The 24561-nt window shown below is 53.8% G+C and carries 16 protein-coding genes; 2 read left to right on the forward strand and 14 right to left on the reverse strand.

Features of this window, described 5'->3' with window-relative positions:
• Positions 1–176: 176 nt before the first annotated feature.
• From ABE504_RS19200 to ABE504_RS19215, 4 genes are all read right to left on the reverse strand, one after another.
• Positions 177–599: a hypothetical protein gene (locus tag ABE504_RS19200; protein WP_430091646.1), complete on the reverse strand. Its 423-nt coding sequence runs from the start codon at positions 597–599 to the stop codon at positions 177–179.
• Positions 600–747: 148 nt separating this feature from the next.
• Positions 748–1317 carry a 5' nucleotidase, NT5C type gene (locus ABE504_RS19205; RefSeq protein ID WP_430091647.1) on the reverse strand — a complete coding sequence of 190 codons (570 nt, stop codon included), beginning with the start codon at positions 1315–1317 and terminating at the stop codon, positions 748–750.
• A 26-nt stretch (positions 1318–1343) separates the two neighbouring features.
• The gene (locus ABE504_RS19210) at positions 1344–1988 is read right to left on the reverse strand and encodes a pentapeptide repeat-containing protein (protein WP_430091649.1); all 645 of its coding nucleotides are present in this window, start codon (positions 1986–1988) and stop codon (positions 1344–1346) included.
• Between the two features lie 166 nt (positions 1989–2154).
• Entirely contained in the window at positions 2155–3657 is a 1503-nt protein-coding gene (locus ABE504_RS19215) for a DHA2 family efflux MFS transporter permease subunit (RefSeq protein ID WP_430091650.1), read from the reverse strand.
• Between the two features lie 205 nt (positions 3658–3862).
• Between ABE504_RS19215 and ABE504_RS19220 the strand changes: the two genes are divergently transcribed.
• Positions 3863–4489, forward strand: a complete 627-nt coding sequence (locus ABE504_RS19220) for a TetR/AcrR family transcriptional regulator (protein WP_430091652.1) — start codon at positions 3863–3865, stop codon at positions 4487–4489.
• A gap of 66 nt (positions 4490–4555) precedes the next feature.
• On the opposite strand, the gene ABE504_RS19225 is transcribed toward ABE504_RS19220, so the two are convergent.
• The 10 genes from ABE504_RS19225 to ABE504_RS19270 form a co-directional block, all read right to left on the reverse strand.
• A complete protein-coding gene (locus ABE504_RS19225) occupies positions 4556–5212 on the reverse strand; it encodes an SGNH/GDSL hydrolase family protein (RefSeq protein ID WP_430091653.1) in 657 nt (218 codons plus the stop codon).
• A gap of 102 nt (positions 5213–5314) precedes the next feature.
• Entirely contained in the window at positions 5315–6163 is an 849-nt protein-coding gene (locus ABE504_RS19230; protein ID WP_430091654.1) for a prohibitin family protein, read from the reverse strand.
• 91 nt (positions 6164–6254) lie between these two features.
• The gene (locus tag ABE504_RS19235; protein ID WP_430091656.1) at positions 6255–7682 is read right to left on the reverse strand and encodes a glycoside hydrolase; all 1428 of its coding nucleotides are present in this window, start codon (positions 7680–7682) and stop codon (positions 6255–6257) included.
• A 132-nt stretch (positions 7683–7814) separates the two neighbouring features.
• On the reverse strand, positions 7815–8909 hold the full coding sequence (locus tag ABE504_RS19240) for a response regulator transcription factor (RefSeq protein WP_430091657.1): 1095 nt from the start codon (positions 8907–8909) through the stop codon (positions 7815–7817).
• A complete protein-coding gene (locus ABE504_RS19245; RefSeq protein WP_430091659.1) occupies positions 8906–10705 on the reverse strand; it encodes a sensor histidine kinase in 1800 nt (599 codons plus the stop codon). Before ABE504_RS19245 ends, ABE504_RS19240 begins: the two co-directional genes overlap by 4 nt.
• 434 nt (positions 10706–11139) lie before the next feature.
• Positions 11140–17370 (reverse strand): fibronectin type III domain-containing protein, encoded by a 6231-nt coding sequence (locus ABE504_RS19250; RefSeq protein ID WP_430091661.1) that lies wholly within the window; start codon positions 17368–17370, stop codon positions 11140–11142.
• A 103-nt stretch (positions 17371–17473) separates the two neighbouring features.
• Complete coding sequence (locus ABE504_RS19255; RefSeq protein WP_430091662.1) at positions 17474–19036, reverse strand: extracellular solute-binding protein; 1563 nt, start codon at positions 19034–19036, stop codon at positions 17474–17476.
• 141 nt (positions 19037–19177) lie between these two features.
• Positions 19178–20059, reverse strand: coding sequence for a carbohydrate ABC transporter permease (locus tag ABE504_RS19260; protein ID WP_430091663.1), 882 nt, complete (start codon positions 20057–20059; stop codon positions 19178–19180).
• Between the two features lie 19 nt (positions 20060–20078).
• Positions 20079–21041, reverse strand: coding sequence for an ABC transporter permease (locus ABE504_RS19265; RefSeq protein WP_430091665.1), 963 nt, complete (start codon positions 21039–21041; stop codon positions 20079–20081).
• 775 nt (positions 21042–21816) lie between these two features.
• Positions 21817–22944, reverse strand: coding sequence for a glycoside hydrolase family 88 protein (locus tag ABE504_RS19270; protein ID WP_430091667.1), 1128 nt, complete (start codon positions 22942–22944; stop codon positions 21817–21819).
• 222 nt (positions 22945–23166) lie between these two features.
• Here ABE504_RS19270 and ABE504_RS19275 point away from each other — a divergent pair, with 222 nt between their 5' ends.
• Entirely contained in the window at positions 23167–24438 is a 1272-nt protein-coding gene (locus ABE504_RS19275; RefSeq protein ID WP_430091669.1) for a family 16 glycosylhydrolase, read from the forward strand.
• The last annotated feature ends 123 nt before the right edge of the window (positions 24439–24561 follow it).

The raw sequence follows: 24561 nt of genomic DNA on the forward strand, positions 1-24561 counted from the left end.
AGTTAGCAAAAGAAACATTAGGAGAACATAATGGCTTCCGTGTTCATCTTACCTGAGCAACGGGGATAGTGTACAAAAGAGACTCAAAAGGAGTATATAGGTAGACCACCCCCTGCTCAAGAGATAGGAGCAGAGAGGGCGGCGTTGGACCCAGGAATGGGGAGATAATTTGGGGACTAGTACCGGTCCATAATCAGCTGTGTTTTTAAGGAATCTTGCGTTAGGAACCAGCCTTTGTTTTGCAGGAATGTAATTAATTCATCGTGTTTGGTGGATGCTGTTGATTGGCTGGTTGTTTTAGAAGAAGCTTCTACGACGTATTCGGTGCCCGTGCCGGCTGCATTCTTGATTGGCCATACTTCGATATAGAGTTTGATGCCGCTCCAGGTGCCGGTGGAACTTTTGGCTAGCACTGGGCCATAAATGCGCGATGAGGACAGTTTGGTCGTTCCCCAATTGTTGGATACCCCGTCGTCGAATTTATCCGGGGCGATATTGATGAGCAGGCTGCAAAAGCTGCGAACGGCATTATACGTAAAATAGGTGTAGCGTTTATACGGATTTTGAGAGATGGCCCGGCACTCCAATTTCCCGCGCAATTGCTGCCGGATGGCACAATCTTTTCGCAGCCCCTTTAAGCTGCTCGTTCATGCACCAAGGCAGAGACCAACCAATTAGTTCTTGAGCTGGAGGCCGAAAGGGTACACGATCTTTGGTCTCTGCCCGGAAACCGCTTTAAGCTGTAAACTACGTGTTAAGACCGGCCAGCTCGGGCAGCTCCTGCCACGATGCAATTCTCGGCAGGTTCAAGTGCTGATTGTAGGAGCGGTCTTTTACACAAACCTTCGTCGGCAAATGCAGCAGCGTCTCCAGCACCTTCGGTTTATCGTCAAAATAATAATCCAGTCCTAGATCCGCAATAATATGTACTTTCTCCGAATCGCTCATGCCGCAGTAAAAATGTCCTTCCGCGACCGGAAAACCGTTCTCGATCATCCATTCCCTCGTCCGCTCGGAATGCTCCTGATCTCTGGCCGTTATATAATAAACCTCATGCCCTTGCGCCACCAGTTGCTGCAACACCTCACGGGCATGGGGGAACGGCGAGCAGCCGGAGAAGTATATCTCATCCCGCAGGCTGTGCCACAGCTTCCCGCCCTCTTCCTTCGTAAGTCCAAACGCCTGATGAATTTCCATCGTATCCAAAGCTTCGAAAATGTCGAGGCCAACGTTCATCTGCAGCTTATCATTATAAATATGAAAAGCGTGCTTCCTTAAATCGATGAGCGTGTCATCAATGTCGAATCCAAATTTCAAGATGTGATCTTCCTTTCATCGTGCTGTTAATCTTTGAGCTGCAGTCCGATCAAATTCGCAAAAACCGCCGCTTGCTCCCTCGAAATGATGCAGCCGCGCAAGTTCTCCACATTTACGCCCAATCGGGCAAATGAGTTCGTGCTCAGATCGATGCCTTCCAGCTTGACGCCGCTCAGCTGTGCCTGATCCAGCTTGCAGTCTTCCAGCGCAATTTTTTGGACGGCCGCTTCGTAGAAATCGGCCCCGATCAGCGAGCATTGCTGGAATAGCACTTGCTTCAAATTCGCCATCCGCAGCGTGAGATAATCGCCCAGGCAATTGTAAAAGGCGGTATTACGGATCGTCGCGTCCGATAAATTCATCCCCATAATTTTGCAATCTCGGAACTCTGTCCGATGAATCGTCGCCGTGCCGAAGTCCACATTGGACAAGTCGCACTTTTCAAAAATGACATCGGTCAGCTCGATTTCTTTCATTGAAATGCGCGAAAAGGTGACATTGCGGAAAATAATTTTATCGAATGCCACTTTGTACGCCCGCTGGTTGTCGATGTCACATTGGCTGATGATGCCGGTATGGAAGCTGTCCTCCGGTTCCATTCTCTCTTCCTTCAGAACGAGCGGCGGCATGTCCGCCGGCAGCTTGGGCTGCTCTATTTTCAGTATGCTCATCGGATACTCCTTTGCAGTCATGAATGTATTCATATTTTACCAATCGCTTGTCAAAAAAGATACCGAAAATGGGACGACTTTGTGTCAAATCCGGTTCAAAAAAGAGCGCAAAAAGACGCCTTCCTCCCGTTGTAGCACGGGCCGGAAAGCGTCTGTGTAAAGCGGATTAATGACCGACGATGATCGGCATTTCAATGGAAGCCGCTTCGCCTTCGACCTTCTTAGGCTTCTGCAGCAAGAGCCCCAGCACGCCGCCAACGATGGCGATGCCCAGCAAAATCAAGAACGTGTGACCGAAAGCGGAGGCGTACAAGCCGACATCCGGCTTTTGCGCTTTGGCTTCGATCATGAGATCCTTCATTTTCGTCGTGAAAATGGTCATCAAGATCGCGATCGCGAACGACATCATGACCTGCTGCGCAGCGTTGGTTAAGGAAGTTACGCGGCCGACCAAGTTCTGAGGCGCTGATTGAATCAAGTGATTGTTCAGCGGCATCATGAACAGCCCCATACCCGCGCCGAGCAGTGCGAGCGGCAGCATCACCGTGCCGACGCCGGACTCGCCGGAAATGTTCGAGAGCAGCAGCGCGGAGATCGTCGTCAGCACCATGCCGGCGATGACGAGCGGACGCGCGCCGAAGCGGTCCGACAGCTTGCCGCCGATCGGCATAAACAGACCGGATGCCAGCGCCTGCGGCAGCATGATGAGCCCTGTTTTGAGCGGGCTGTAGCCATGCGCCTGCTGGAGGAACAGAGGCACCAGGAACATTGTGCCGAACATTGCGATCTGCGAGATCCACTGCACGATAATGCCTTTCGTGAAGTTGCCGGAACGGAACACGCGAAGTTCAAGAAGTGGATTGTCGCGTCTCAGTTCAACGATGACGAATAGAATGAGGGCAACGAGACCAATGCCGGAACCGATGAGCGTGTCCGCATCCGTCCACGTCGATTTGCCGGTCACCGGATCGATGCCGCCGTTCGATACGCCGTAAACCAGCGCGGCGAAAGCGATCGGCCCGAGCAGCATGCCGAGCAGGTCGAGCGAAGCGACATTTTGACGCTGAATGTTCGGCAGGGTACGAATGCCAAGCAAGATGCCGATAACACCGATCGGCAGGTTAATCAAGAAAATCCACTGCCAGGAGTGGTACTCCACCATCCAGCCGGCAATGACAGGACCAAGCGCGGGACCGAGCAAAATCGGAATCCCCATCATGCCCATCACCGCGCCGACTTTATCCGGCGGAGATAAGCGATAGATGAATGCCATCGCAATCGGCACAACCACACCGCCGCCAAGGCCTTGAATGACGCGGAACGTAATGAGCATTTCCACGGAGTTCGCCAGCGCGCACAGTCCGGAACCGATCGTAAACAGCGCTACGGAAATCAGAAAAATTTTCTTCGCGCCGAAACGATCCGACAGCCAGCCTGCCAGCGGGATGACCGCGGCCTGTGCCAACGCGTAGCCGATAACCGTCCACTGCACGAGCGACAAATTCAGCAGGTGGAATTCTTCTTGCAGCTTCGGAAGCGCGACGTTAACCGCCGTACCGTCCAAAATAACCATGAAAATGCCCACAACAATGGCGACCAGCGGCGCCAAGATGCTGCGCATGGAAAACGCCGCTTCCTTCGCGGAAGCGTTTGGTGCTTGTGAAGACATGGGATCCCTCCATCCTTTTCTACGTATCTCTCTTGTCTATCGTTGACCATACGGTACGCGCACGGTACAATAGCAGTATTCATAAACTGCCGCAGCAGTTTGCGGTAAACGGACAATTGTCCGTTTACACTTTTTGATGCTAACGGACTTTGCTCCCTTTGTCAATACGAACACTCTAAATTTAACAATTCCGAGGTGGAACCGCATGTCCATTCGTCATGAACGCAAGGACGCCATGGAAAATCGCCAGCTCATTCTGCAAACCGCCAATCAGCTGTTTCAAGAGCACGGCGTGCAATCCGTCAGCATGCATCAAATTGCCAAAACGGCGGGCGTCGGACAAGCGACGCTGTACCGCAGATATGCGCACAAAGGCGATTTATGCTTCGATATTTTGCAGCAATACGGGAATCAGTTAGTTGAGCGGATTGCCCTGTATCTGGACAACCGCCGGCAGGAGCCGCCGCTTGAGCAGCTGAACGGCATCCTGGAAATCTGGATCGACGCCATTGAGGAAAAAGCCGATCTCATCGTCGCGATGGCTTCGAAAATGGCGCTGGATTGCGAGGACGGCCGCGGCAACTTCTTCCTGTCGCCCATGTACCGCATGTTCCGCGACCGCATGTCCGAGCTGATCCTGGAATGCATCGGCCCGAAAGCGGCGCAGCAGAAGCGCCCGGAGCCGGATTTGGCGGCGCACACGCTCATCTGCTCGATCTCCCCGGCTGGCTATTTTCATATCAAGAACGAGAAAAACTACTCGAAGGCACACATGAAAGAGCATTATCGGCAGCTGTGCGAGCTGTTGTTCCGAGCAGACGGCGCAGTGTGAGCAAGATGCGCAAAAAGACCTCCCGTTGACCATAGGGTCAGCGAGAGGTCTTTGTCATTGTTCCGCTTACTTGATCACCAGCGGGCTATTTTGCACGGCATCCAGCCATGCGTTCGCGATGAGCTGATGACCGGCTGCCGTCGGGTGCACGCCGTCGCGCGCCCAGAATGCGGCTTCCGCACGTGTGCAAGCCTCATCAAAACACTGCTGCAGCGGCACGAACACTGCACCGTATTCCTCGGCAAGACCGCGCGCGATTTGCGCGTACTTGCCGACTTGTGCCTTCCAGCCGTCCCAGTTGTTCGCCGGCACGCCGACGTTCAGCACAAACGGCTCGCACAGAATGAGCCCTGTTTGCGGCAAATACTCTTTCGTAATCCCAAGCAGATGGCGATACGAGCTTTCAAAACGATCCGCCGCGCCGGTCGGCAGTTTATCCATAATGCGCCAAGCATCGTTGACGCCGATCAGAATGCTCAGACGCTTCGGCTGCAAATAGATCGCGTCCTCGTTCCAGCGCGCATATAAATCCGATACCCGGTTGCCGCTTATGCCGCGGTTTTGAATTTGAAGCTTTTGCTCTGCGAGCTCATAGCTGAGCTTCGAACCAATCAGGTTTGGATAGCCTCTGCCCAGATTCACCTGGTCCTCGCGCACGCGGCCGGTATCAGTGATAGAATCTCCTTGAAACAGCAAATCAAGCGGTGTTTGCTCCGTACTCAATCGAACTCCCCCATTCGTTTCCATGAACTAACTCTCTTATTTTACCATAGGGAGTAAGCTAGATTAAGTCAGAATTTACGCCATCGCGAGCATACCACGGATTTACTTCGAGGACAGATTGCTCACGTCGATAAAAGGCGTCGCCCCGCCGGTAACGGACGGGAGCTTACCGTCCCATTTTTGAATCGCCTGCTGCTGCACTTCGATTTGTTTCAGGGCTATCAGATCCGGCGTCACTTCCTGTTTCTTCAATTTGAGCGATTCCGCTTCGGCCTGCGCCTGCGCAACCGTCTGCTGCGCTTCGATCTGAATACGCTTCAGATCGTTCTCCGCCTTGAGGGCCTGCTGCTGCGCGACCTGCTTCGCTTCAATCGACTGGTTGAACGCGTCCGAGAACTTGAAATTGACAATGTTGATGTCATTGACGATCAAATCGTACTTCGCCATGCGCTTCGTCAGCAGGTCATGAATCTCGTTCGCGACGACGTCGCGCTTGGCAATCAAGTCCTCGGCTGCGTACTTGGCCGTCACTTCCTTGACGATCTCCTGAATAGCCGGCGCCACGATGACCGTATCGAACCCGCCGCCGATGTTGTTCATCAAATTATAGGCGGATTCCTTGTTGACGGAATAGTTGAGCGCCACATGTGTTGAAACCGGCTGCAGGTCTTTGGAAGAAGCCGAGGTATCCGCTTCCGCTTTGGTCACCTGTACGTTGACCTGAATAATTTTCTGCACGAACGGGATTTTAAAATGAATGCCAGGCGTAAGCGTATTATCACTGAGTTTGCCGAGCGTTTTGTACAGGCCGACGTGGCCGAACTGCACGGTAGCTACACTGTTGATCGCCGCGATGAGCACCAAGAGCCCGATCAGACTCCAAGTGATGATGCGGCCGACGGGATTTTTCGCTTTCGGAGCAGGACTGTTCGGTACTACGCCAATATCCATATGCATACCTCCAACGTTAGAATGAACTGATACCTATCTGTACGTCGGAGAGCAATTCCAAGTTTCATTCCGGCCTGGGGCCGGAAGCCGCTTAATACTCCGTATAGCTCGTCACTGATTTCCCGGGCAATGTTACCGTAATCGCGCCACCGGAAACGGCGATGTCGGACAGCTTCGCCAGGTTCTCCGTCGCGCTCGTCCGTCTGCCTGACACGTTCGCAAACGTGAGTCCGCTGATCGTCATCGTGATGGAAGACGAGCTGTTGTTAATCAGCACGACGGCTGCGCGACCTGTGGCATTTTTGCCGGCAATGGAGACGATATTGCTGTCGCTGGACGACGCCAGGATGCGCGTATCGTCCGGCCGCAAGTAGCGGCTGAACTGCCCCATGACATACAGGCGCTTGTTCACGGAAAACGTATTGTTGCCCAGCAAATTGATCAGCCCCTCGCCGGTTGTCGAGGAAGCCGGATTGACGGCCCACCAGTACAACCAGCCTTTTTCGCCGCGCTTGAGGTCCGAAGCGATCATATTGCCCCATTTTAACCCGTCGGTGATGGAAGGATCATTCGGGTTCTGGAAGTCGCTGACCTCGGTGCTCATAAGCGGCTTGCCATAGGTGCTGACGTCGGTGTAGGTGCTGTAATCGTGGACGCTCAGAAAATCCAGCTTATCCCGCGTCGCCGTGCTGAGATTAATAATGTAATTGTTCGAAGCGGAGCGGTTCGAGCCTTCCGGCCCGCCAACCAGCACGCCCTGGTTCAGGCTGTGAATGCTGTCGGCCACCTTCGCCGCCACAGTGTTCATCTCGCTGATCGTGTACTGTGCCGACGCGTAAGGGGTCGACAGATCGGGCTCGTTTTGCACACTGAGCCATTTGATGTTGAAGCCGAGCGTGTTGCGGTAGTAGTTCACATAGGTCTTCAAGTAATTGGCATACTTGTCGTAATGCGTGGACTTGAGATGACCGCCGTTGTTCGGCGAGCCGTTATCCTTCATCCAGCCCGGTGGACTCCAGGGCACGGCATAGAACTGGTTCGTGCCGCGGTTTTTCGCTTCCTGCGCAAACCAGCGCTGATGAAGGTCCGTGTTCCAGTCCAGCACGCCGTCGGAGGGCATGAATGTCGTCTGGACGCTGTCCTGCGCCGACGTATACGGATTGACCTCGAGCCGTACGATGGACAGGCCCGCGTTGGAGTTGTCCGTGCGGAACAAGGTGTCGAGAATTTGCCCTTGCACGGTCGCGTTGTACCCTGTTTTCAGCTCGTTGACAGGATGATTTGCCGCCGCGCCGAAGCCCCAAATCGTTTGATACGTGGTGTCTTTGTACACCGTTACTGTGCTTGCCGCATACGCCGGCGTCGCAAAACCGGATACAAGCATCGCCGTTAAACCTAATACGCCATAAACCTTCTTTCGTGTTGAAACAAAGATAAACGCCTCCGCCGTCCTTTTGTGGACGGTACGTTTACTGATGGCATAGAGCCACTTCGAGGAGATGCTTTCTGATATGCTCATGAATCCAAACACCTCTTTTCACAATTTTGGCCTCATCGACCTCCCTCTACGTTAATCTGCAATCGCTTACAAAACACTGAGGCAAAACGCTTTTATACTGCAGAAATGCGGCATTTTGCCTGAAACTTCCCGTTATTCGCTGCCAAAACGTTCCTTATACTCCATCGGATTGATCCCGTGGTACTGCTTGAAGATACGCGAGAAGTGAATACTGTTCTCGTAGCCGACCTTGAGCGCGATTTCGTAGCTGCGCAGCGACGAGGTCAGCAGCAGCTCCCGCGCCTTGCGCATGCGCACGTTGACGCAATACGTCCAGATCGTCATGCCGGCCTGCTCTTTAAACATTTTGGCGAGATAGGAGCGGCTCATCGCCACATGATCGGCGAGATCCTGAAGCCCCCAGTTCTCCGCGTAATGGTTCTCGATGTACCGCTTGACCTGGTCGACGGCGCTCTCTTTCTGAAGGTTTTTCGCCTTGCGGGCGCGGTCCATCAGGAGATTCGCCGCTTCTTCCAGCCTTTTCACGGCGCACAGCCGAAAATAATGCCGCACCTCCGACCGCTGCAAGATCGCGCTGTCGTCGCCAAAGCCGAGATCGTCGGCTTCCTTCAGTTCGACGTCGATGCCCTGCTTTTTCAGCTCGGCTACCAGCATCGCCGTCCAGGCCAGCGCCAGCTCGTCCAGAATCTCATAGCGGCCGTCGACCCACGCTTCGAACATCGCTAGCGTATCGACGATAAGCAGCGGCTGCCCGTGCAGGTAGACGCTCAGAATCATCTCGAGCCACTGCTCGAGCAGTAGCTTGTTCATAGGCAGCTTGCGCAGCAGCAGCTGGTTGGCGTCGTTCCGGCGCTGCCGGCTCACTTTCTCACTCGCCTTCTGCACGGCCTCCGTCAGCAGGCCCGGATCAATCGGCTTAAGGACGTAGTCGACGGCGCCGAGCAGAATGCTCTTTTTGGCATATTGAAAATCGTCATAGCTGGAAATCACAATGCACGTCATCCACGGGTACAGACGGTTGATCTCCTCAATCAGTTGCAACCCGTCCACGAGTGGCATACGCACATCCGTCACACATACATCGGCAAAATGGTCCTTCAGCCAGTCCAGCGCCTTTTGCCCGTTCGCATGCGTCGCCGACACCGCGACATCCGCCATGTCGGACAGTTGAATCGCCAGGCTTTCCCGGATGAGCTCCTCGTCGTCTACAATCATCAGTCTGTTCATGCTGTGACCTCCCCTTTCATAAGCGGCAGCGTAATCTCCACCACCGCGCCTCCATCCACCGCTGAATTGTCAAAATGCAAAATCGCCTCTTGATGATAGAACATGCGCATCCGATAGATTAAATTCGATAGGCCCACCTGTTTAAAATGATCGTGGCTCGCCTGCTGATCCGCCTGCTCCCCGCTCAGCCGCTGCAGCGTCTCCTCTGTAAAGCCGGCGCCGTTGTCCCTGACGGACAGCGTCAGCTTGCCCTCCTCCGTCAGCCAGCCGGAGATGCGGATATGCACGGATTCGCCAGTCGTCTCCCGGCCGTGCTTGATGCAGTTCTCGACGAGCGGCTGTAAAAGCGCTTTTGTACAAATCGCCGTGAGCAGCCCCGGCGGCATGTCCACCTCATAGGTCACCTCGTCCTTGTAACGGACCTTCATGATTTTCAAATAATTCTCGAGATGCTGAAGCTCTTCCCCCACGGTGACCTGCACATGCTTGTAATCCGACGTATAGCGAAGCATATTCGCGAGATTCACAGCCACGTGCCCGATATGCGGTTGCCTCGCGATCACAGCCATGGAATTGATCGTTTCCAGCGTATTATAGAGAAAATGCGAGTTAATCTGCGATTGCAAGGCGGAGATAACCGCCCGGTGCTGGAGTACTCGCGTCTCGGCATGATCGTGGATCGACTGGGCGAGATGCCCGAGCAAATTGTTGAACGAATTGCCGAGATCGGCCACCTCGTCGGTGCCGCTAACCTGTGCCCTGACGCCAAAGTCGTTGGTCAGCTGCATCGTTTTCATCAGCTTCCGGAGGCTTGAGATCCGTCTGGTGATGGAAGACGCCGCAAAGTAGGTCAAAATGACCGAGATAATGAGCGCCCCGATAGCCACAATAATCGTGACGTTGCGCGTGTAGTAGATGCTTTTGCCGATCTCCTCATACGGTAGAATGGCGATGATTTTCCAACCGGTGATGGGAATCGTCTGAAAAATAATGAGCTCCTTGCCCGATTTGTCAAAAAACGAGCCTTCCTTCTTACCTTTGACGGTGTCCACGATCCGGTCGTCCATATGCCCCATGACTTCCTTCGCATCGGAATGGTGAATGATCGTGCCCTTCTCGTCCATCACGACGGCAGCGCCGGAACTCGTAATGGAGATCTGATCCATGACGCGCTGCGATGGCGTGAGCGAAATGTCGATTTTGAGGTATCCGCCATTATCCACCTGCTTAAACAGCGTCAGCACAGGGATTTTCATCTTTTGATTGGCGGAATCCAGGTAGTTCTCGGAGATGCCGGTGATGAATTTGATTTTTTCAAAGTTGCCGGAGGTGACGAAATAGGGTTCGTTCTTGATGCTATACGTTAGCGGAAGCGTGTAGGCGGCGTTGGTAAAATGCTGCTCAAACCCGCGCGGGTTGTACAGCGACACCGACAGGATTTCCGGGTATTGCAGGAACATGCGGTTGAGATAGTTCTCTTTCATCCGTTCGTAGTTGCGAATCGAATCCGACGTCAGCTGCGGCGAGGTTGCGCGCATCCATTCGCGGACTTCCAACGAGTTGCTGAACATGAGATAGGCAAGCTCGTACCCGGAATAGTAGCGGTCCAGGTTCATATTCGCCTGCTTCAAAATTTGCACGCTCAAGTGATCGATGTCTTTGCGCACGTAAGACGTTGTCTGCTTATAGCTAAGAAGCCCGATCAACGCCACGGTAAAAATAAGAATGGTGACGATGATCGAAATCAGCTTCCATTTGAGAGATCGGCGCATGTTTTTCATCATGTAGGTCAGCAAGGTGTCCGCCTCCTGAGGGCATGTATCGTACCTTCAATCATAGAAGGAAGAGGGCTGGCGCGCAATGAGGGAATTGTTTGAAATACTGCAGGGATCGTATTTTTTGGGGGATAGATGTGGGGGAGCAGTATTTGCGCAATCGGTTACAGCATGCCGGGACATATGTCTAGGAGGCCCCTGCTAAGCAGATGTATTTCCTACATCAAATTCAGGAAAAGAAGGGGATTTTGCGAAGAATCCTGTATTTCATACAGTTAAAGTCCCCGATTGGTACCCCATTTTCTAGAAAAAGGGCGGTGACGACGAAAATTTGCTGTAGCTTTTACATGATTTTTAGCATTTTGGCACTTATCTGCAAAATTACTTGTAGTTTTTGCAGTTAGTGAGGAAAAAGCCGCCCGCATCTAACATGCGGACGGCTTCGGGAAAAATCACTATGGCTGATATACGTGCTGGAACATCCGATAAAGCATGACAGCGGCTTCCGCCCGTGTGGAATTGCTGAGCGGATGCAGCAGGTTCGCATCACCTTCGATGAAGCCTTGGCTGGCCATGGCTGTGATCGCGTCTTGGGCATATGGAGCGATTTCGCTCGCGTCCGTGAACGGCAGCGCCTTGCCTCCGCCGGATGGCAGCTTCGCGCCCGTTTGCGCGAGCGCTCTCGCGATCATCGTGAACATCTCCTGGCGGGAGATGAGCGCTTGCGGAGCAAACTGCGTAGCCGTTTGCCCGTTGACGACGCCGAGCTGATGCGCGATTGCGACAGCTTGCGCGTAGTACGCGTCTTTGTTGACATCGGCAAAGTCGTCAGTACTTTGAACGCTGGCTTTCAGGCCGAACGTTTCCACGAGCAGCTTCGTAAAGTCAGCGCGAGTTACCGCTGCTGAAGGGTTGAAGGCACTCTCGCTCACGCCTTGGATGATGCCTTTGGCCGCGAGCGCTTCGATTGCTTGCTGCGCCCATGGCGTACGGCTTACATCTTCGAAAGCCGGTTTCACGTAGGATACCGCGTATGTCGAGAAGTGTGGCGTCGAGAAAACCATTTCTCCTTTGGCGGCGTCATAGCGGCCTGTCGGCATGAGCTGAGCGTTGCCGCTTCCGTCAACGTACCATACATTCAGCAGCTCGCTATGGCTGCGCTGCTCCGCCGTCGGCTGATACGGAATCCGCACTTCAACGACGGATTTTCCGTTGAAGGTGAGCGGCTGTTGATCCCCAGCCGTAATACTCAATTCTATGGCAGCACTGGTCGCGCCCGGCACTTGCGAAACCTCGCTGCGATCTGCGGCGGCAATGCTCACTGTCAGCGCAGACGATTTCTCTGCCGCTGTGTTTCCGGCAAACAGGCTGCTTGGCAGCAGCAAGGTGCCGAATGCCGTTTTCACTTGCAAGCTGCGTCCCCCTGCTTGCTCAGTCAGATAGCTGGTTGGCAGCTGCAGCTCGTAAGCTTTCGCGCCCTCCGCTTTGGCAAGGTCGACAACCACGCGCCCGGCTGGCGCTGACTTAAAGGCAGCTTCAAGCGCTGCTTTATCGATGCTGGCCACCGCTTTACCACCGCTTACCGCATTGGCAGGTACGTTAATGATATTGCTGCCTGGTGGCGGCGTTGTAGGGCTCGGCACGGATGGTGCCGGAGTATTGTCCGTCGACGCTGTACGAATCGTGAGTGTCAGCCCATTGGTCGACCAGTTGCCCGCCTCATCCACGGCTTCGACTTTGAACGTATACACGCTGTCTTCGGCTAAGCCGGTCACTTGCCAGGAAGTTTGGGCCGTCGTAGCAATCGGATTGCCGTTCATCAGCAAGCGGTATTCCTTCACGCCCATACGGTCGATCGCTTCGCTCCAGCCAACAGTTATGATGGTTTGGCCGACCGACTGAGCGGTCAATTGACTTCCTGCCGGCCACCCTGGCGCCGTCGTATCCGTTGGCACCGGAATGAGGGCATCGCTGGTCGACGGTCCGAAGACTGTCGCATTGCCGATCCTATCCTGCGCTTCTACCTTATACACGCTATCGGATGCGGCATCTTGCAGCGTGTAGGTTGTGAGGCCGCCATCGACCTGTGCAACCTGCACGCCATTGCGGTAAATCAAGTACTGTTTGATGGCGACGTTGTCAGTCGCTGCATCCCAAGCGAGCGTCACTTGGCCGCCGGCGCGGGATGCTGTTACGCCCGAGCCTGTCGGCCATTGCGGCGTAATGGTATCCACTTGCAGCGTTGTGACTTCCGCTTGCAGCGGATCGGATGCGTTCCCGGCCTGATCCAGGGCGCGAACAGTGAACGTATACGGGTGCGCAGCTTGCAGCCCGTTGATCCAATAGGATCGGATGTCTTGCGATACCTCGATTACGGTTACCCCGTCCTGCTCAATGCGATAAGCGGTTACTTCGGTATCGTCAGTAGCCGCAGGCCAATTCAATTGCATGCCGGAGGCGCTGATGAGCGAAGCGCTCAACCCGCTTCCCGCACCCCAACTCGGCTTTGCCGTATCGGCGGCAGCTGTTGCGGTGGTCAGTGTCTGGGAGCTCGCCGTATTGCCTTCCGCGTCGCGAGCATCAACATGGAACGTGTAGGTGGTGCCGGGCGTCAAGCCTGTAACCGCATACTGGTACGTTGTCCCCGATACCGTGCCGAGCAGCGTACTGCCCTGATACACGTCGTAACCTGCGACACCGTAATTGTCAGCCGCAATCGGCCAGTGCAGCGTCAGCCCGTAGCGTCCCGCTTCCGTAATTGTAACTGCCGAGCCTGACGGCCATGTTGGATTTACCAGGTCGGCGGCAGGTGTTGCCACCGTTGTGGATGGCCCTGTCGTCGATTCCGAAGCAGCGTCCATCGCTTCCACTTTAAAAGTGTAATTCGTAGCAGGCGTTAATCCGCTCACTTGGTAGCTGTACACATCTGCAGCAACCGTCGCAATCGGTACACCGTTCTGGTACACCTTGTAGCGGTTGACGCCTATTGCGTCCTGCGCGCTGGTCCAGCTTAGCGTCAGCGCATGCGGAGCCAACTGCGATACGGAAAGATTTGCTCCAGGCCAAGCCGGTGCGCTCGTATCGACCGGAAGCTCTTCCGTGCCGACCGAGAGGTACGGACGGTAAGCAACGTTGGCGCCTGTCGCTTCTTTCGAGTACATATCGACATTCTGATCCAGCCACGCATCGTCTTGGAGCTTGAAGGAAATCGTCTTATCGCCGCTTACCTCAAGCGCCGTCTGAGCGGTTACATCGAATTTCTTCCAATACAAGGCATTGCGGACAATCGTACTTCCGATCATGGCGCCGTCTGTCGGCTTGTTCAACCAGTTGATCGCAGACTCTGTCCAATTGTCTCCGGTCGCGTACAGATTCATCGGGATATCCATATTCGGCGTCTGAACCGCGGATACGTACAAGTTCAGTGAAGCGTCATACACATTGCCCGTCACCGAGGTCAGCGGGAATTTCAAATACGCCCGCCGGTTATTCCCGGTGTTCTTGTTGGCATCGGTGCCCGACGCCCCTGCAGCATTCTTGTATCTGAGATAGTCCAAATTGTTCGTCGTGCCCGGTCCGCCGACCGAAGCAGGCGCCTGAATAAACGAATCGTCACTCGGGTAGTAGATCGTTTGCTTGCGAACGACGCCATCAAACGTCCTTGCGGAAACGGAAGGCCCATTTGCCGACCAGTTGCCCGCCGCATCTCCGGCCTGCACGCGGAACGTGTACGATGTTCCCGCTGTAAGGTTCGTCACGGCATAGCTCGTCACACTGCCGTCCACCGTCGCGATCACATTGTTATTCGCGTAAACTTTATAGTTCGTCACGCCAATGTTGTCTGTGGCAGGTGTCCAATTCAGCGTTACCGCGCGATCTGAAAGCCCGCTGTAGGTTAAGCTCCGGTCCATCGGCCACGTAGGCGCGGTCGTATCCGGCCCCGCTGCAGTCGTCACGCTAAGCGTTGGCCCCGTCACGGACCAGTTGCCCGCCGCATCGCCAGCTTCAACGCGGAACGCATACGCCGTATGCGGCGTCAAGCCCGCCACCCCGAAGCTGCGCGTCGAAGCTGGCAGCGTCACGATTTCCCGGCCGTCCTGATAGACGCGGTACGCCGTCACGCCGTAGCTGTCCTGCGCCGCCGGCCAGCTCAGCCCCACACTCGTCTGCGTCACATCCGAGGCGGTCACAGCCGCTGTGCCGTCCCACACCGGCGCTGCCGTATCCGCTGCGCCCAGCGTGCGGAACGTCACAATCGGACCGCCGACGGACAAGTTCCCGTCGCCGTCCTTGGATTCAACCCGAACCGTGTACAGCTTGTTCGGTGTAAGGTCCGTGAGCGTATACTGGGTATCGCTCGTATCGCTCCAGAGCTGCCCGTTCACATACAAGCGGTAGCCGTCCGCACCGTCGTTATCTACGCCAGCCGGCCAACTCAGCTTCGCTCCGGTCTGACCCAGGTCCGCTACGTCCAGCAAGGAACCTTTCGTCCAGCCTGGCAGTTCTGTGTCTGCGCCAGAAACCGCCGTCGCCTCAATCGGCTGGCTCAGGACTGACGTATTGCCTTGCGCATCCAACGCTTGCACGGTAAACGAATAAAGATGGCCCGGCGTTAGACCGGTCACATCCAGACGCGTTACGTTAGCATCCAGTTCCTTCACCAGCGTGCCGTCTTGATACACTTTGTAGCCGGCCACCTCTTGGTTGTCGTGCGCCGCAGGCCACGTCAAGCTGACGGACGTCGGCGACACGTTCGACGCCTGGAACACGCTGCCGTAAGGCCAGACCGGCGCCGTAATTTCCGCCGTCTGCGTTGGTGCTGTGAGCGGCACAAAGCTTGGTGCGGTCGTGCCGCCGGATGGCGAGCCCCAGACGACCGTTACCTTGTTGTCTTTTCCTTTTAACAGGGAAGCTTTCACCGTCTGACTCGTACCGCCAATGCTAACGGTAATATCGTAATCCCCATAGAAACCGCGCGTTTGATATACGCCGTTCGCAGTGGTCTGACCTGTAACATCCGTCCACCAAGTATGATAAATAAGGTCACGCCACGCCTCGCCGGACGGCTTCAGCGTCCAGTTCTGGCGGAAGAGCGGAGCATTGTTTTGCCAATGCGAACCATCCCAGAAGCCCCACATCGTGAACGACTGCACGTTCGGATGACTGAACGCTGCAAGCATAATGTCGTGGGTGAACTTACCCTGTATATCCTCTTTCGGCGAATTCACGTCAAATTCAGTAATCGCAATTTCCGGCGCGTACTGCGTGAAGTGCGTAAGCTGATTGTAAAAAGCCATCGGACTCACCGGCGTCGAGCCAAAATGCGCCTGAATCCCGACACCGTCAATCGGCGCCCCGTTATCCTTCATCGATTGCAGGATGTTTGAGAACGTCCCGATGACTGGCGCGTCAACGCCGAGAATTTGCGTTTCGTTGACGTATAGCTTAGCCGTCGGATCGGCTTCCTTCGCCGTTTTAAACCAGTTCGCCATAACGGCTCCGGGATTGTCGTACGTGCTGCGGATCATGCTGTTGAGCACGGGCTCGTTCAGCACATCCCAGTTATAGAGACGGCCACGGAAAAAACCGGCCAACTCATGAAAATGATCCTGAATCCGTTTCTCAAGCTGCGTCTTGTCACTCATCAGCCCCGGAACGTCGGCCGGCAGCCGAGGGGTGTTATCCCAGATTAAAGCATGACCCCGAATGTCAAAACCGTTCGAGGCCAGCCAATTGTAGGTGTTCACCGTCTTAGCCTTGTTGCTTTCCCAGAACGGCCATTTCATATCATTTTCCATAACGGCCGAGTTAAAATTCTCTTTCAGCTTCGTCCGGTATATTTCCGAATCGGCATCCGTGCCGAACAGCTTGTCCGAATTTACCGCTGTGCCCCATTTAAAATCGTGCTTCGTCATCGCCACATGCACGTCGGCATTCGGGATCGGCTGACCGCTGGCATCCTTCACTTCGACCGTCAGATCGCCTTTACGGATCTGCTCGATGCGGGCATTCGCTTCCGCGCGCCATGGCGCATCGTCCTCCATCCCGTCATACACAACGGGGGTGCTGGGAAGATCCCCAAATGCAACCGCTTTCTTATAATTGACGACTTTCAAATCGGCAATCTCGATCACCTGCGGCTTGTAGCCCAGGCGGAACGTAATTTGCGGCGTATTCTCTTCCATGAGCAAAGCCGCTTTGATCGGTACGAGAAACTTTTTCCACGTATTCGGAATCGTAATCGTTTCGTTGATCGACTTATAAAACGTTACCGTTTTTTCCATGACCAAGGAAGCCGTTCCCTCAGCCGTTTCTACGGTGGAACTGAGCGTTCTGGCATAGAATGTGGCCAGCATCACGTCATCCTTTTCAATGCGTGACGCAATCGGGAATACGTATTGCAGCAAATAGGTGGAGGCGGGCTGCACGTTCGTTGCAAAACGCAGTGCCTCGGCAAACGGCTGCCCGTCAACGGATACTTTGGCAGCGGTTCCATAAGCAGGCGCTTCAGGATTCAGCGCCGCATTCGGCTGATCAATGCCCGAAAGCACGACCTCACTGCCAGCTGCCCCCGCAAGCTCCTCTTCCGTCAACGCCTGTGCCCCCACCGATACGGGGACCAAGGGGACGATCAACAGCAGACCGATTAACAGCAAGGTGAGTATTTTATGCAGGTGATTGTTCACGATCTTCATCCTTTCCCATGTAGGGCTCAACAGACATAAAGCGGTGACCCACCCGAGCAAAAATCTTTGCTGCAGGTGGGCTGGCCGTTATGAGGGAAGCCTCTTATTTCTTGCGATTGGCGTTGTACCAGTCGGTAAGCTCTTTGATCGCTTTATCTCCGCCTTGCTTTTTCCAGCTCGCCACGTACTCATCGAAATAGTCCAGTGGCTTCTCGCCGAGAATAATTTTCGCTGCCGCTTCCTGGAAGGAGCCTTTGTAGCCGAGATCCGCATTCTTCGTCAGCGTTTCTGACGGCGGCATGCCTGCAGTCGGGTTTGTAATGCCTTCTTTGCGGGACGTTGCAATCGTATCGAGCAGTTTGTTGTACGCTTCGTCGTTGTTGATCAGCACCTTCTGCGCTGCTTCGTTAAAGCCGTGCATTTGGAACACAGCGGAGCGCCATTTCACGTCGGCATCTTTGTCGGCGTTGTACTTAATCGTGCTGCCTTCTTTGGTGTAGGATTCACCTTCAATGCCCAACTCCGTGAACATTTGGCCTTCGTCCGATACGAGCCAGTCGAACATTTTGACGATCGCTTCCGGATTTTTCGTGTCTTTGCTGACGACGAATGTTTTCAGCACCGGCTTCTCGACACGGCCGACTTGACCGTCGTAGCCTTCGCCTTTTGGCGTCGGAATTGCGACAACGTTCGGTTTCTTGTCAGGAAGCAGCTTGCTGAGTTCCTTCTGCCACGGATCCCAGATGCCGAAAACGACGTGATCCCAGGAGCCGACGAGGTCGGACTTGATTTTTTGATCCCAGATCGCCCGGGTATTCGTCAGGAATTCCGCATCGATCAGCTTCTCGGCGTACATCGTTTTGAGGGTGCCGAGCGCTTTTTTCATATTCGGGCTGACATAGCCTGGCATCACTTCATTGTTATAGAGGGTATTGGAGTCAAGGTTCACCCCGTACATCCCGAAAATATTGTCCGCCCACTCGAATTTCTCACGTGAAGAGAATGGAATCTCGTCCTTCTTGCCATTGCCGTTCGGGTCTTTATCGCGGAACGCCCGCAGCATGTCGAGGAATTCAGCGGTCGTTTTCGGCGTCTGAATGCCGAGCTTATCCATCCAGTCCTTGCGCACATAGATCACGCGCTCAGAAGGCGCATTGCCTTGCGCAGGCTGCGGGATGGCCAGGATTTTGCCGTTCAGGGTCACAGCGTCCCAAGCGGATTGCGGAATGTTTTTCTTCAGATTCGGCCCGTATTTATCGATATATGGCTTCAAATCCATCGCCAAACCGTTGATAACGAGATCGGAGGTCTCAATGCCCCACACCATGTGCACGTTGGGAATGTCGCCGGAAGCGAATTTCAGCTTGAGTTGATCCATGTAGTTCTCATGCGGCAGGAACGTGATGTCGAGGTCAGTGTTCGTTTTTTGCGCGAGATATTTGACGGTTGCCAGGTCCATCGATTTGCCGCCCGGAATTTGTTGGGCGTTGTTGGAGACGAACATCGAAATTTTCGCCGGTGCTGCCGGTGTCGCGCTTTGGCTGGCTTCCGGCGCGGAGGCCGACGGTGTCGAGGATGTGCTTTTATCGGAACCGCAGGCAGCCAAGGCACCGGTGAGACAAACGACGCAGGATAATGTAACCGCTTTCTTTAATAGAACTTTCATCGAGATGACCCTCCCTATTTATGTTCATTATAAAATACAGGCTTTCCACTTAACATCGGCACATCGCTGGTAAAATCTGCATCACCTCCGGCGTAGACTCTGTGGCATCGTCTGGATGCGGGCGGCCGAGGCCGCCGCTTCCTATTCCTTCACCGAACCGAGCAAAGCGCCTTTAATAAAATGCTTTTGCAGGAACGGATAGATGATGATAACGGGCACGGTTGCAATGACGATCGTCGCCATTTGAAGACCTTGCGGCGTAATCGCCGTCGAGAGCTCTGTTACCGACTGGCCGCCGGCGGAGTCCATATCGAACTGCGAGATCAGCTTGTACAGGTACAGCTGCAGAGGCTGAAGCTCGCGATTCGTAATGTACAGCAGCGGGCCGAGGTAGTTGTTCCAATGCCCGACGGCATAGAACAGGATCAGCGTCACGTTGATCGGCATGGACAGCGGAGCGACGATTTTCCACAAAATGCGGTACTCCGACATCCCGTCCACCCGGGCGGCTTCGAACAGCTCCTCCGGAATGGAGCGCATAAACGTGATGCAGAGCATCATATTAAAAGCGCTGAGCGCACTCGGAATAATGAGCGACCAGATCGTGTTCATCATACCGAGGCTTTTGATCAGTAAGTACATCGGCACCATCGGCGCCTGGAAAATCATTGTAAAAATAATGGCCAGCAGGATGACTTTGCGTCCGCCGAGCCATGACTTCGACAGCGGATACGAGGTGAGCAGCGTCAGCACCATGTTGAGTGCCGTGCCGATGACGACAATCTGGATCGTGACCCAGAACGCTCGCCAGAAGACGGCGTTTTTCAGCACGAATTCATAGTTGAGCCAGTTAAAACCGACCGGCCACAGCATCACTTTGGCATGCACGATCGCTTCGTTGGAGCTGAGCGAGCCCGCGATGACGTTCATGAGCGGCAGCGCGACCGCTGCACAGAAGAGCAGCAGAATCACGACGTTGGCTGTATCGAAAGCGACTTCGCCGGATGAGCGTTTGATTTTCATAGCTGAGAAGTCCCTCCTTTTAATAGAGCCCTTCGCCGGTGGTCAGCTTGCTGACGCGGTTCGCGATGACGAGCAGGATGAAGCCGATGACGGATTTGAACAATCCGATGGCCGTTGTGATGCTGTACTGTCCTTGCAAAATCCCCGCCCGATACGTGTAGGTATCGAGAACGTCCCCGGTTTCATACGTCGCCGGATTTAGGAACTGATAGATTTGTTCAAAACCGGAGTCCATGATATGCCCGATTTTGAGCATAAGCAGAATCATAATCGCCGGCAGAAGGCCCGGCACCGAAATGTGCAAGAACTGCTTCCAGCGGTTCGCACCGTCCATTTTGGCCGCTTCGTACAGGGCAGGGTTGATGCCCGCCAGCGCAGCGATGAAGATGATGGCGTTCCAGCCCATCTCCTTCCAGATGCCCGACGTGATGATGATCGTGCGGAAGTATTCCGGCTTTTGCAGGAACGAGATTTTCTCTCCGCCCAGCATCGCGATCAGGTGGTTCACGAAGCCTTGTGCTGGTGACAGCATCATGTACGTCAGACCGAACACAATCGTCCACGAGAGAAAATGCGGCAAGTAGAGCACCGTCTGGGTCACGCGCTTGAACGCCATCGACCTTACTTCGTTCAGCAAGCACGCCAGAATGATCGGCAGCGGAAACGCGAAAATGATCTGATACAGCGAAATGAACAGCGTGTTGCGGAGAAGCCGTGCGAACTTATCGTAGCTGAACATCTGCTCGAACCACTGAAAGCCGACCCAGTCGCTTCCTGTAAAGCCTTTGAAAATGTTGTAATCCTGAAACGCGATCACACTGCCGGCAAGCGGCACGTAACGAAACACGAGAAAATAGATCAGCCCCGGAATGAGCATCAGATAAAAGGCCCGATGCTTCAGTATGTACTTCCAAGCGCTTATTTTCTTCGGCTTCGCAGCGGCCAATTGCACCGCCTTGTCCTGTCCTAGAATGGTTTCCATGTCTCTCACCTCCTGTTGTTTGATCTAGTGTCTTCATTATAGAATCCGCTAGGATCTCCAACAATGTGGCGGTTTGTCGATTTACTGTAGTAAAAGTCTTTTTGTGTGAAAATGATGAAAGTGGATGGATAAGGGCGGGGCTAGCCGTTAATTCGGAAAATGTGTTTGAGCAGGGATTAACTAGATAAGATAGACGAAAGAACGACGATGCCGACTGGCTCAACATGCAAAAGACAATTATGGCCGTTAAACCCGCTAAATCAGCGATTCTTACTCACTATAGGTCGGCAATGACCGTTAAAACTTTAAATCGGCTATCTTGACGGGGTTTCACAAGACTAACGGACGTTTTTGTCTGATAGATCGCGCACTAGCCCAAAAGAGTGTTGCTAATGGACATTTGCGTCCATAAGGGTTACGCCAAATTCTACTAACCTGACAGCATCGTCCTCCGCCCCTCGCTCGACTGGAATTTCTCCTGCTCATTTTGCGCAAAGGGGAAGTTTTGCCATGGTGAGCTGGAAAACCTCCAGTTTAATTAATGAGTTTGGCCCTCCAGCGTGTACATGGGTGCGAATAAGATGGAGAAATTCCAGTTCACACAGCTATTTTCGCGGAAAAATGGATATTGAACTGGAACAATTCCAAGTCAGCGAAGTTACCGCAGTTTCGAGGAGGGCTGGGCTCATCCAAGTGCCAAACATACTCAAAAAGAGCCGCCCACAAGCAGCCTAAACGGCTTGCTTGCGGACAGCTCTTTTTGCGAAATCACGGCTTACCAGAACAGCTCGCCGTGGCCTAACAATCGGGACAAGCCCTCGACGAAGTAGTAGTCGCCGTAGATCAGCGGCACGTCGATGTTCTTGCCTTCCGGGAAGTGACTTGTGCCGTGCAGGACAAGCCCTTCCTCGGCGTCGGAATCCCATGCGCCGTAGTTCGTGTACAGCGAGTGCAGGATGCGCTCGCCCGCATCGCGGTACAGCGCGGCTTCCGCAGGGCTCACCTGCTCGCTGATCAGCAGCAGGCCGCATGCCGCGCATGCGCCGGCGGAGGAGTCGCGGTATGCCGGTACACCTTCCGGCAGGCGGAAATCCCAGTGCGGCACCTGATCTTCCGGCAGGTTCGCCAGGAAGAAGTGCGCGGCACGCTTCGCCGCCTGCAAATATTTCTCATCGCCTGTATGCTTGTAGCTCAGGCTCATGCCGTAGATCGCCCACGCCGTGCCGCGCGACCAAGCGGATTCCGGCGCGTAGCCTTGCCCGCCGTTCACCGACACCTGCTCGCCGGTGTGCGGGTCGAAGATCACGATGTGGTTCACCGAACCGTCGGGACGGATGAAGTGCTGCGCCGCCATGTCCGCGTGACGCGTGGCGATATGCGCGTAGCGCGGATCGCCTGTCGTCTCCGACGCCCAGTGGAGCAAGGGCAAATTCATCATGCAGTCGATAATCGCCCAGCCTGCATTGTCCTCGCCTTCGCGCCACGGGTTCCAGGCGCGGATGTACCCGCCCTGCACGTTGAACCGTGCAGCAAGCAGATTCGCCGCAAGCAAAGCGCGGCGCTTCGAATCTTCCGAACCGAGCAGCTTATACTGCGCGACGCTCGTGAGCGTCCACATAAAGCCGATATCATGATCGAGCTTGTAGTAGTCGGTCACGACCTGATCGAGCTGCTGCTCGCAGGACTCGGCAATTGCCTTCAATCCTTCGTCCTTCGTCTCGCGGTACAACAGCCACAGCAGCCCCGGCCAGAAACCGGCGGTCCACCAGTAGGCAGGCTCCAGCTTGTATACGCCCTCTACACTCGCATGCGGGAAATTCGCTCCAATGCGCTTGCTCGTTTTATTCACTTTTGCCACAGTTTGTGACCAGGCTTCCTGCGCCCAGCCTTGCTGAATCGTCATCATCGTATGCTCCTTAACAGGTGTTATTTAAACGTTTAACCTATTATAACATCTGGGGTTGATGAAACCCAGTGCGAAATAGAATCTAACCTTCGCCGTATGCGTAATTCGTTGAAAAGTAAAAGAAAAATGTTCGATTCTCTACTACAAGGGAACATCTTCCAGAGCTTAATATAGAAATGTAAGCGGTTTTACAATAATAAAAAGGAGATGAATTAACGTATGAAAAGACTCATCATGTTTGGTTTGGCGCTCACTTTAGCAGCTTGCGCAATCACGATTCCAACGGCACGACCGGCATATGCCGCAGACACACCAGCAAACCCTATTGCTAAATCGGGGTGGGTATTGACCAAGAACGATGAATTCAACGGAACGACACTGGACACAAGCTTATGGGTCCCAAGGTACTTAGGCTTCCGAACATCGACGGATCGCGGGAACGCCGATTACTATTTTAAAGATGGCAGCATTGTACTTCGTGTTACCAATAGTATGCCGACGTATTACAGCAGCGGAGACCAAATGAAGGTGTCCAGCCTGCAAACGGCACAAGGAGATTTCCACCAAGGCAGCTACACCAAAAATCATAACGAACCTTATGCCTCCAAATTTTCACAGCAGTACGGCTATTTTGAAATTCGGGCAAAAGGCCAAGCGGATCGTTCCGGGCACTCGGCCTTTTGGTTCAATACCGATGATCCAAGTATTTACCAACAAGCTACGCGAAATACGACACAGCAATTGGAAATTGATGCCTTTGAGAATTTCAGACGCAACCAATATCGATTTAATCTATACAATCCGATGAATGCAGGCATCGGCAATACGGGCGGCGGATCTTATTCTTTCGATTTTTCTGCAGACTACCACATCTATGCGATGGAATGGTCACCGGATTATGTCAAGTACTACGTAGATAATCAGCTCGTCAAACAAGTAAGCGCCACCAACATTGTAAATAAACCGATGTTTGTTTATCTGTCCCTATACGTCAATACGTGGGGCGGAGATTCTTCTCCGACGTATCCAGCGGAATTTACAATCGACTATTTCAGAGCCTATCAAAAAGCAGCCGAAGTCAACATCAAGCAGGAAGCCGAAAATTTACCTCTTACGCTCTCGTCCGGTGTGACCAAGGAAACCTGGGCTGACGGCGCCAGCGGCGGCAGTTGGGTAAAGGTGCTGTCCGACTCCACTGGCGACTATGCTGAGTTTACGGCAAACGTCCCTTCCTCGGGCAACTATCAAGTCATTACAGGGTATCGAACCGGAAATACGAGAGGCATTTCTCAGCTTTCGATCAACGGTACGAACCATGGATCGCCGATCGACATGTACAAATCGACAGCGGCTTATCAAGAGGCCACCACAACCGTGAATTTTGGCAGCGCGGGCAGCAAGAAATTCAGGTATACGATTACCGGAAAGAACGCAAGCAGCTCGAATTATCAGATCGGCATTGACTATATCAAACTGGTTAAGGTCAATTAAAATATAAAGAAGACTGTCCCCATTAACTGGGGGCAGTCTCTATTTTTTAGTTCTTCCCTTCTTGATTTTTCACCGCAGTCTTTAATTTAAAGAGAAATATTCTTTCGCGTTATTGTACGAAAT

It is taken from the genome of Paenibacillus oryzisoli, from assembly GCF_050467285.1.
GTDB lineage: Bacteria > Bacillota > Bacilli > Paenibacillales > NBRC-103111 > Paenibacillus_E > Paenibacillus_E oryzisoli_A.

Bases quoted from the DNA above. Each gene is read 5' to 3' on its own strand.
- ABE504_RS19210 (WP_430091649.1), bottom strand. From the start codon at position 1,988: ATGAGCATACTGAAAATAGAGCAGCCCAAGCTGCCGGCGGACATGCCG.
- ABE504_RS19215 (WP_430091650.1), bottom strand. From the start codon at position 3,657: ATGTCTTCACAAGCACCAAACGCTTCCGCGAAGGAAGCGGCGTTTTCC.
- ABE504_RS19220 (WP_430091652.1), top strand. From the start codon at position 3,863: ATGTCCATTCGTCATGAACGCAAGGACGCCATGGAAAATCGCCAGCTC.
- ABE504_RS19230 (WP_430091654.1), bottom strand. From the start codon at position 6,163: ATGGATATTGGCGTAGTACCGAACAGTCCTGCTCCGAAAGCGAAAAAT.
- ABE504_RS19235 (WP_430091656.1), bottom strand. From the start codon at position 7,682: ATGAGCATATCAGAAAGCATCTCCTCGAAGTGGCTCTATGCCATCAGT.
- ABE504_RS19240 (WP_430091657.1), bottom strand. From the start codon at position 8,909: ATGAACAGACTGATGATTGTAGACGACGAGGAGCTCATCCGGGAAAGC.
- ABE504_RS19255 (WP_430091662.1), bottom strand. From the start codon at position 19,036: ATGAAAGTTCTATTAAAGAAAGCGGTTACATTATCCTGCGTCGTTTGT.
- ABE504_RS19260 (WP_430091663.1), bottom strand. From the start codon at position 20,059: ATGAAAATCAAACGCTCATCCGGCGAAGTCGCTTTCGATACAGCCAAC.
- ABE504_RS19265 (WP_430091665.1), bottom strand. From the start codon at position 21,041: ATGGAAACCATTCTAGGACAGGACAAGGCGGTGCAATTGGCCGCTGCG.
- ABE504_RS19270 (WP_430091667.1), bottom strand. From the start codon at position 22,944: ATGACGATTCAGCAAGGCTGGGCGCAGGAAGCCTGGTCACAAACTGTG.
- ABE504_RS19275 (WP_430091669.1), top strand. From the start codon at position 23,167: ATGAAAAGACTCATCATGTTTGGTTTGGCGCTCACTTTAGCAGCTTGC.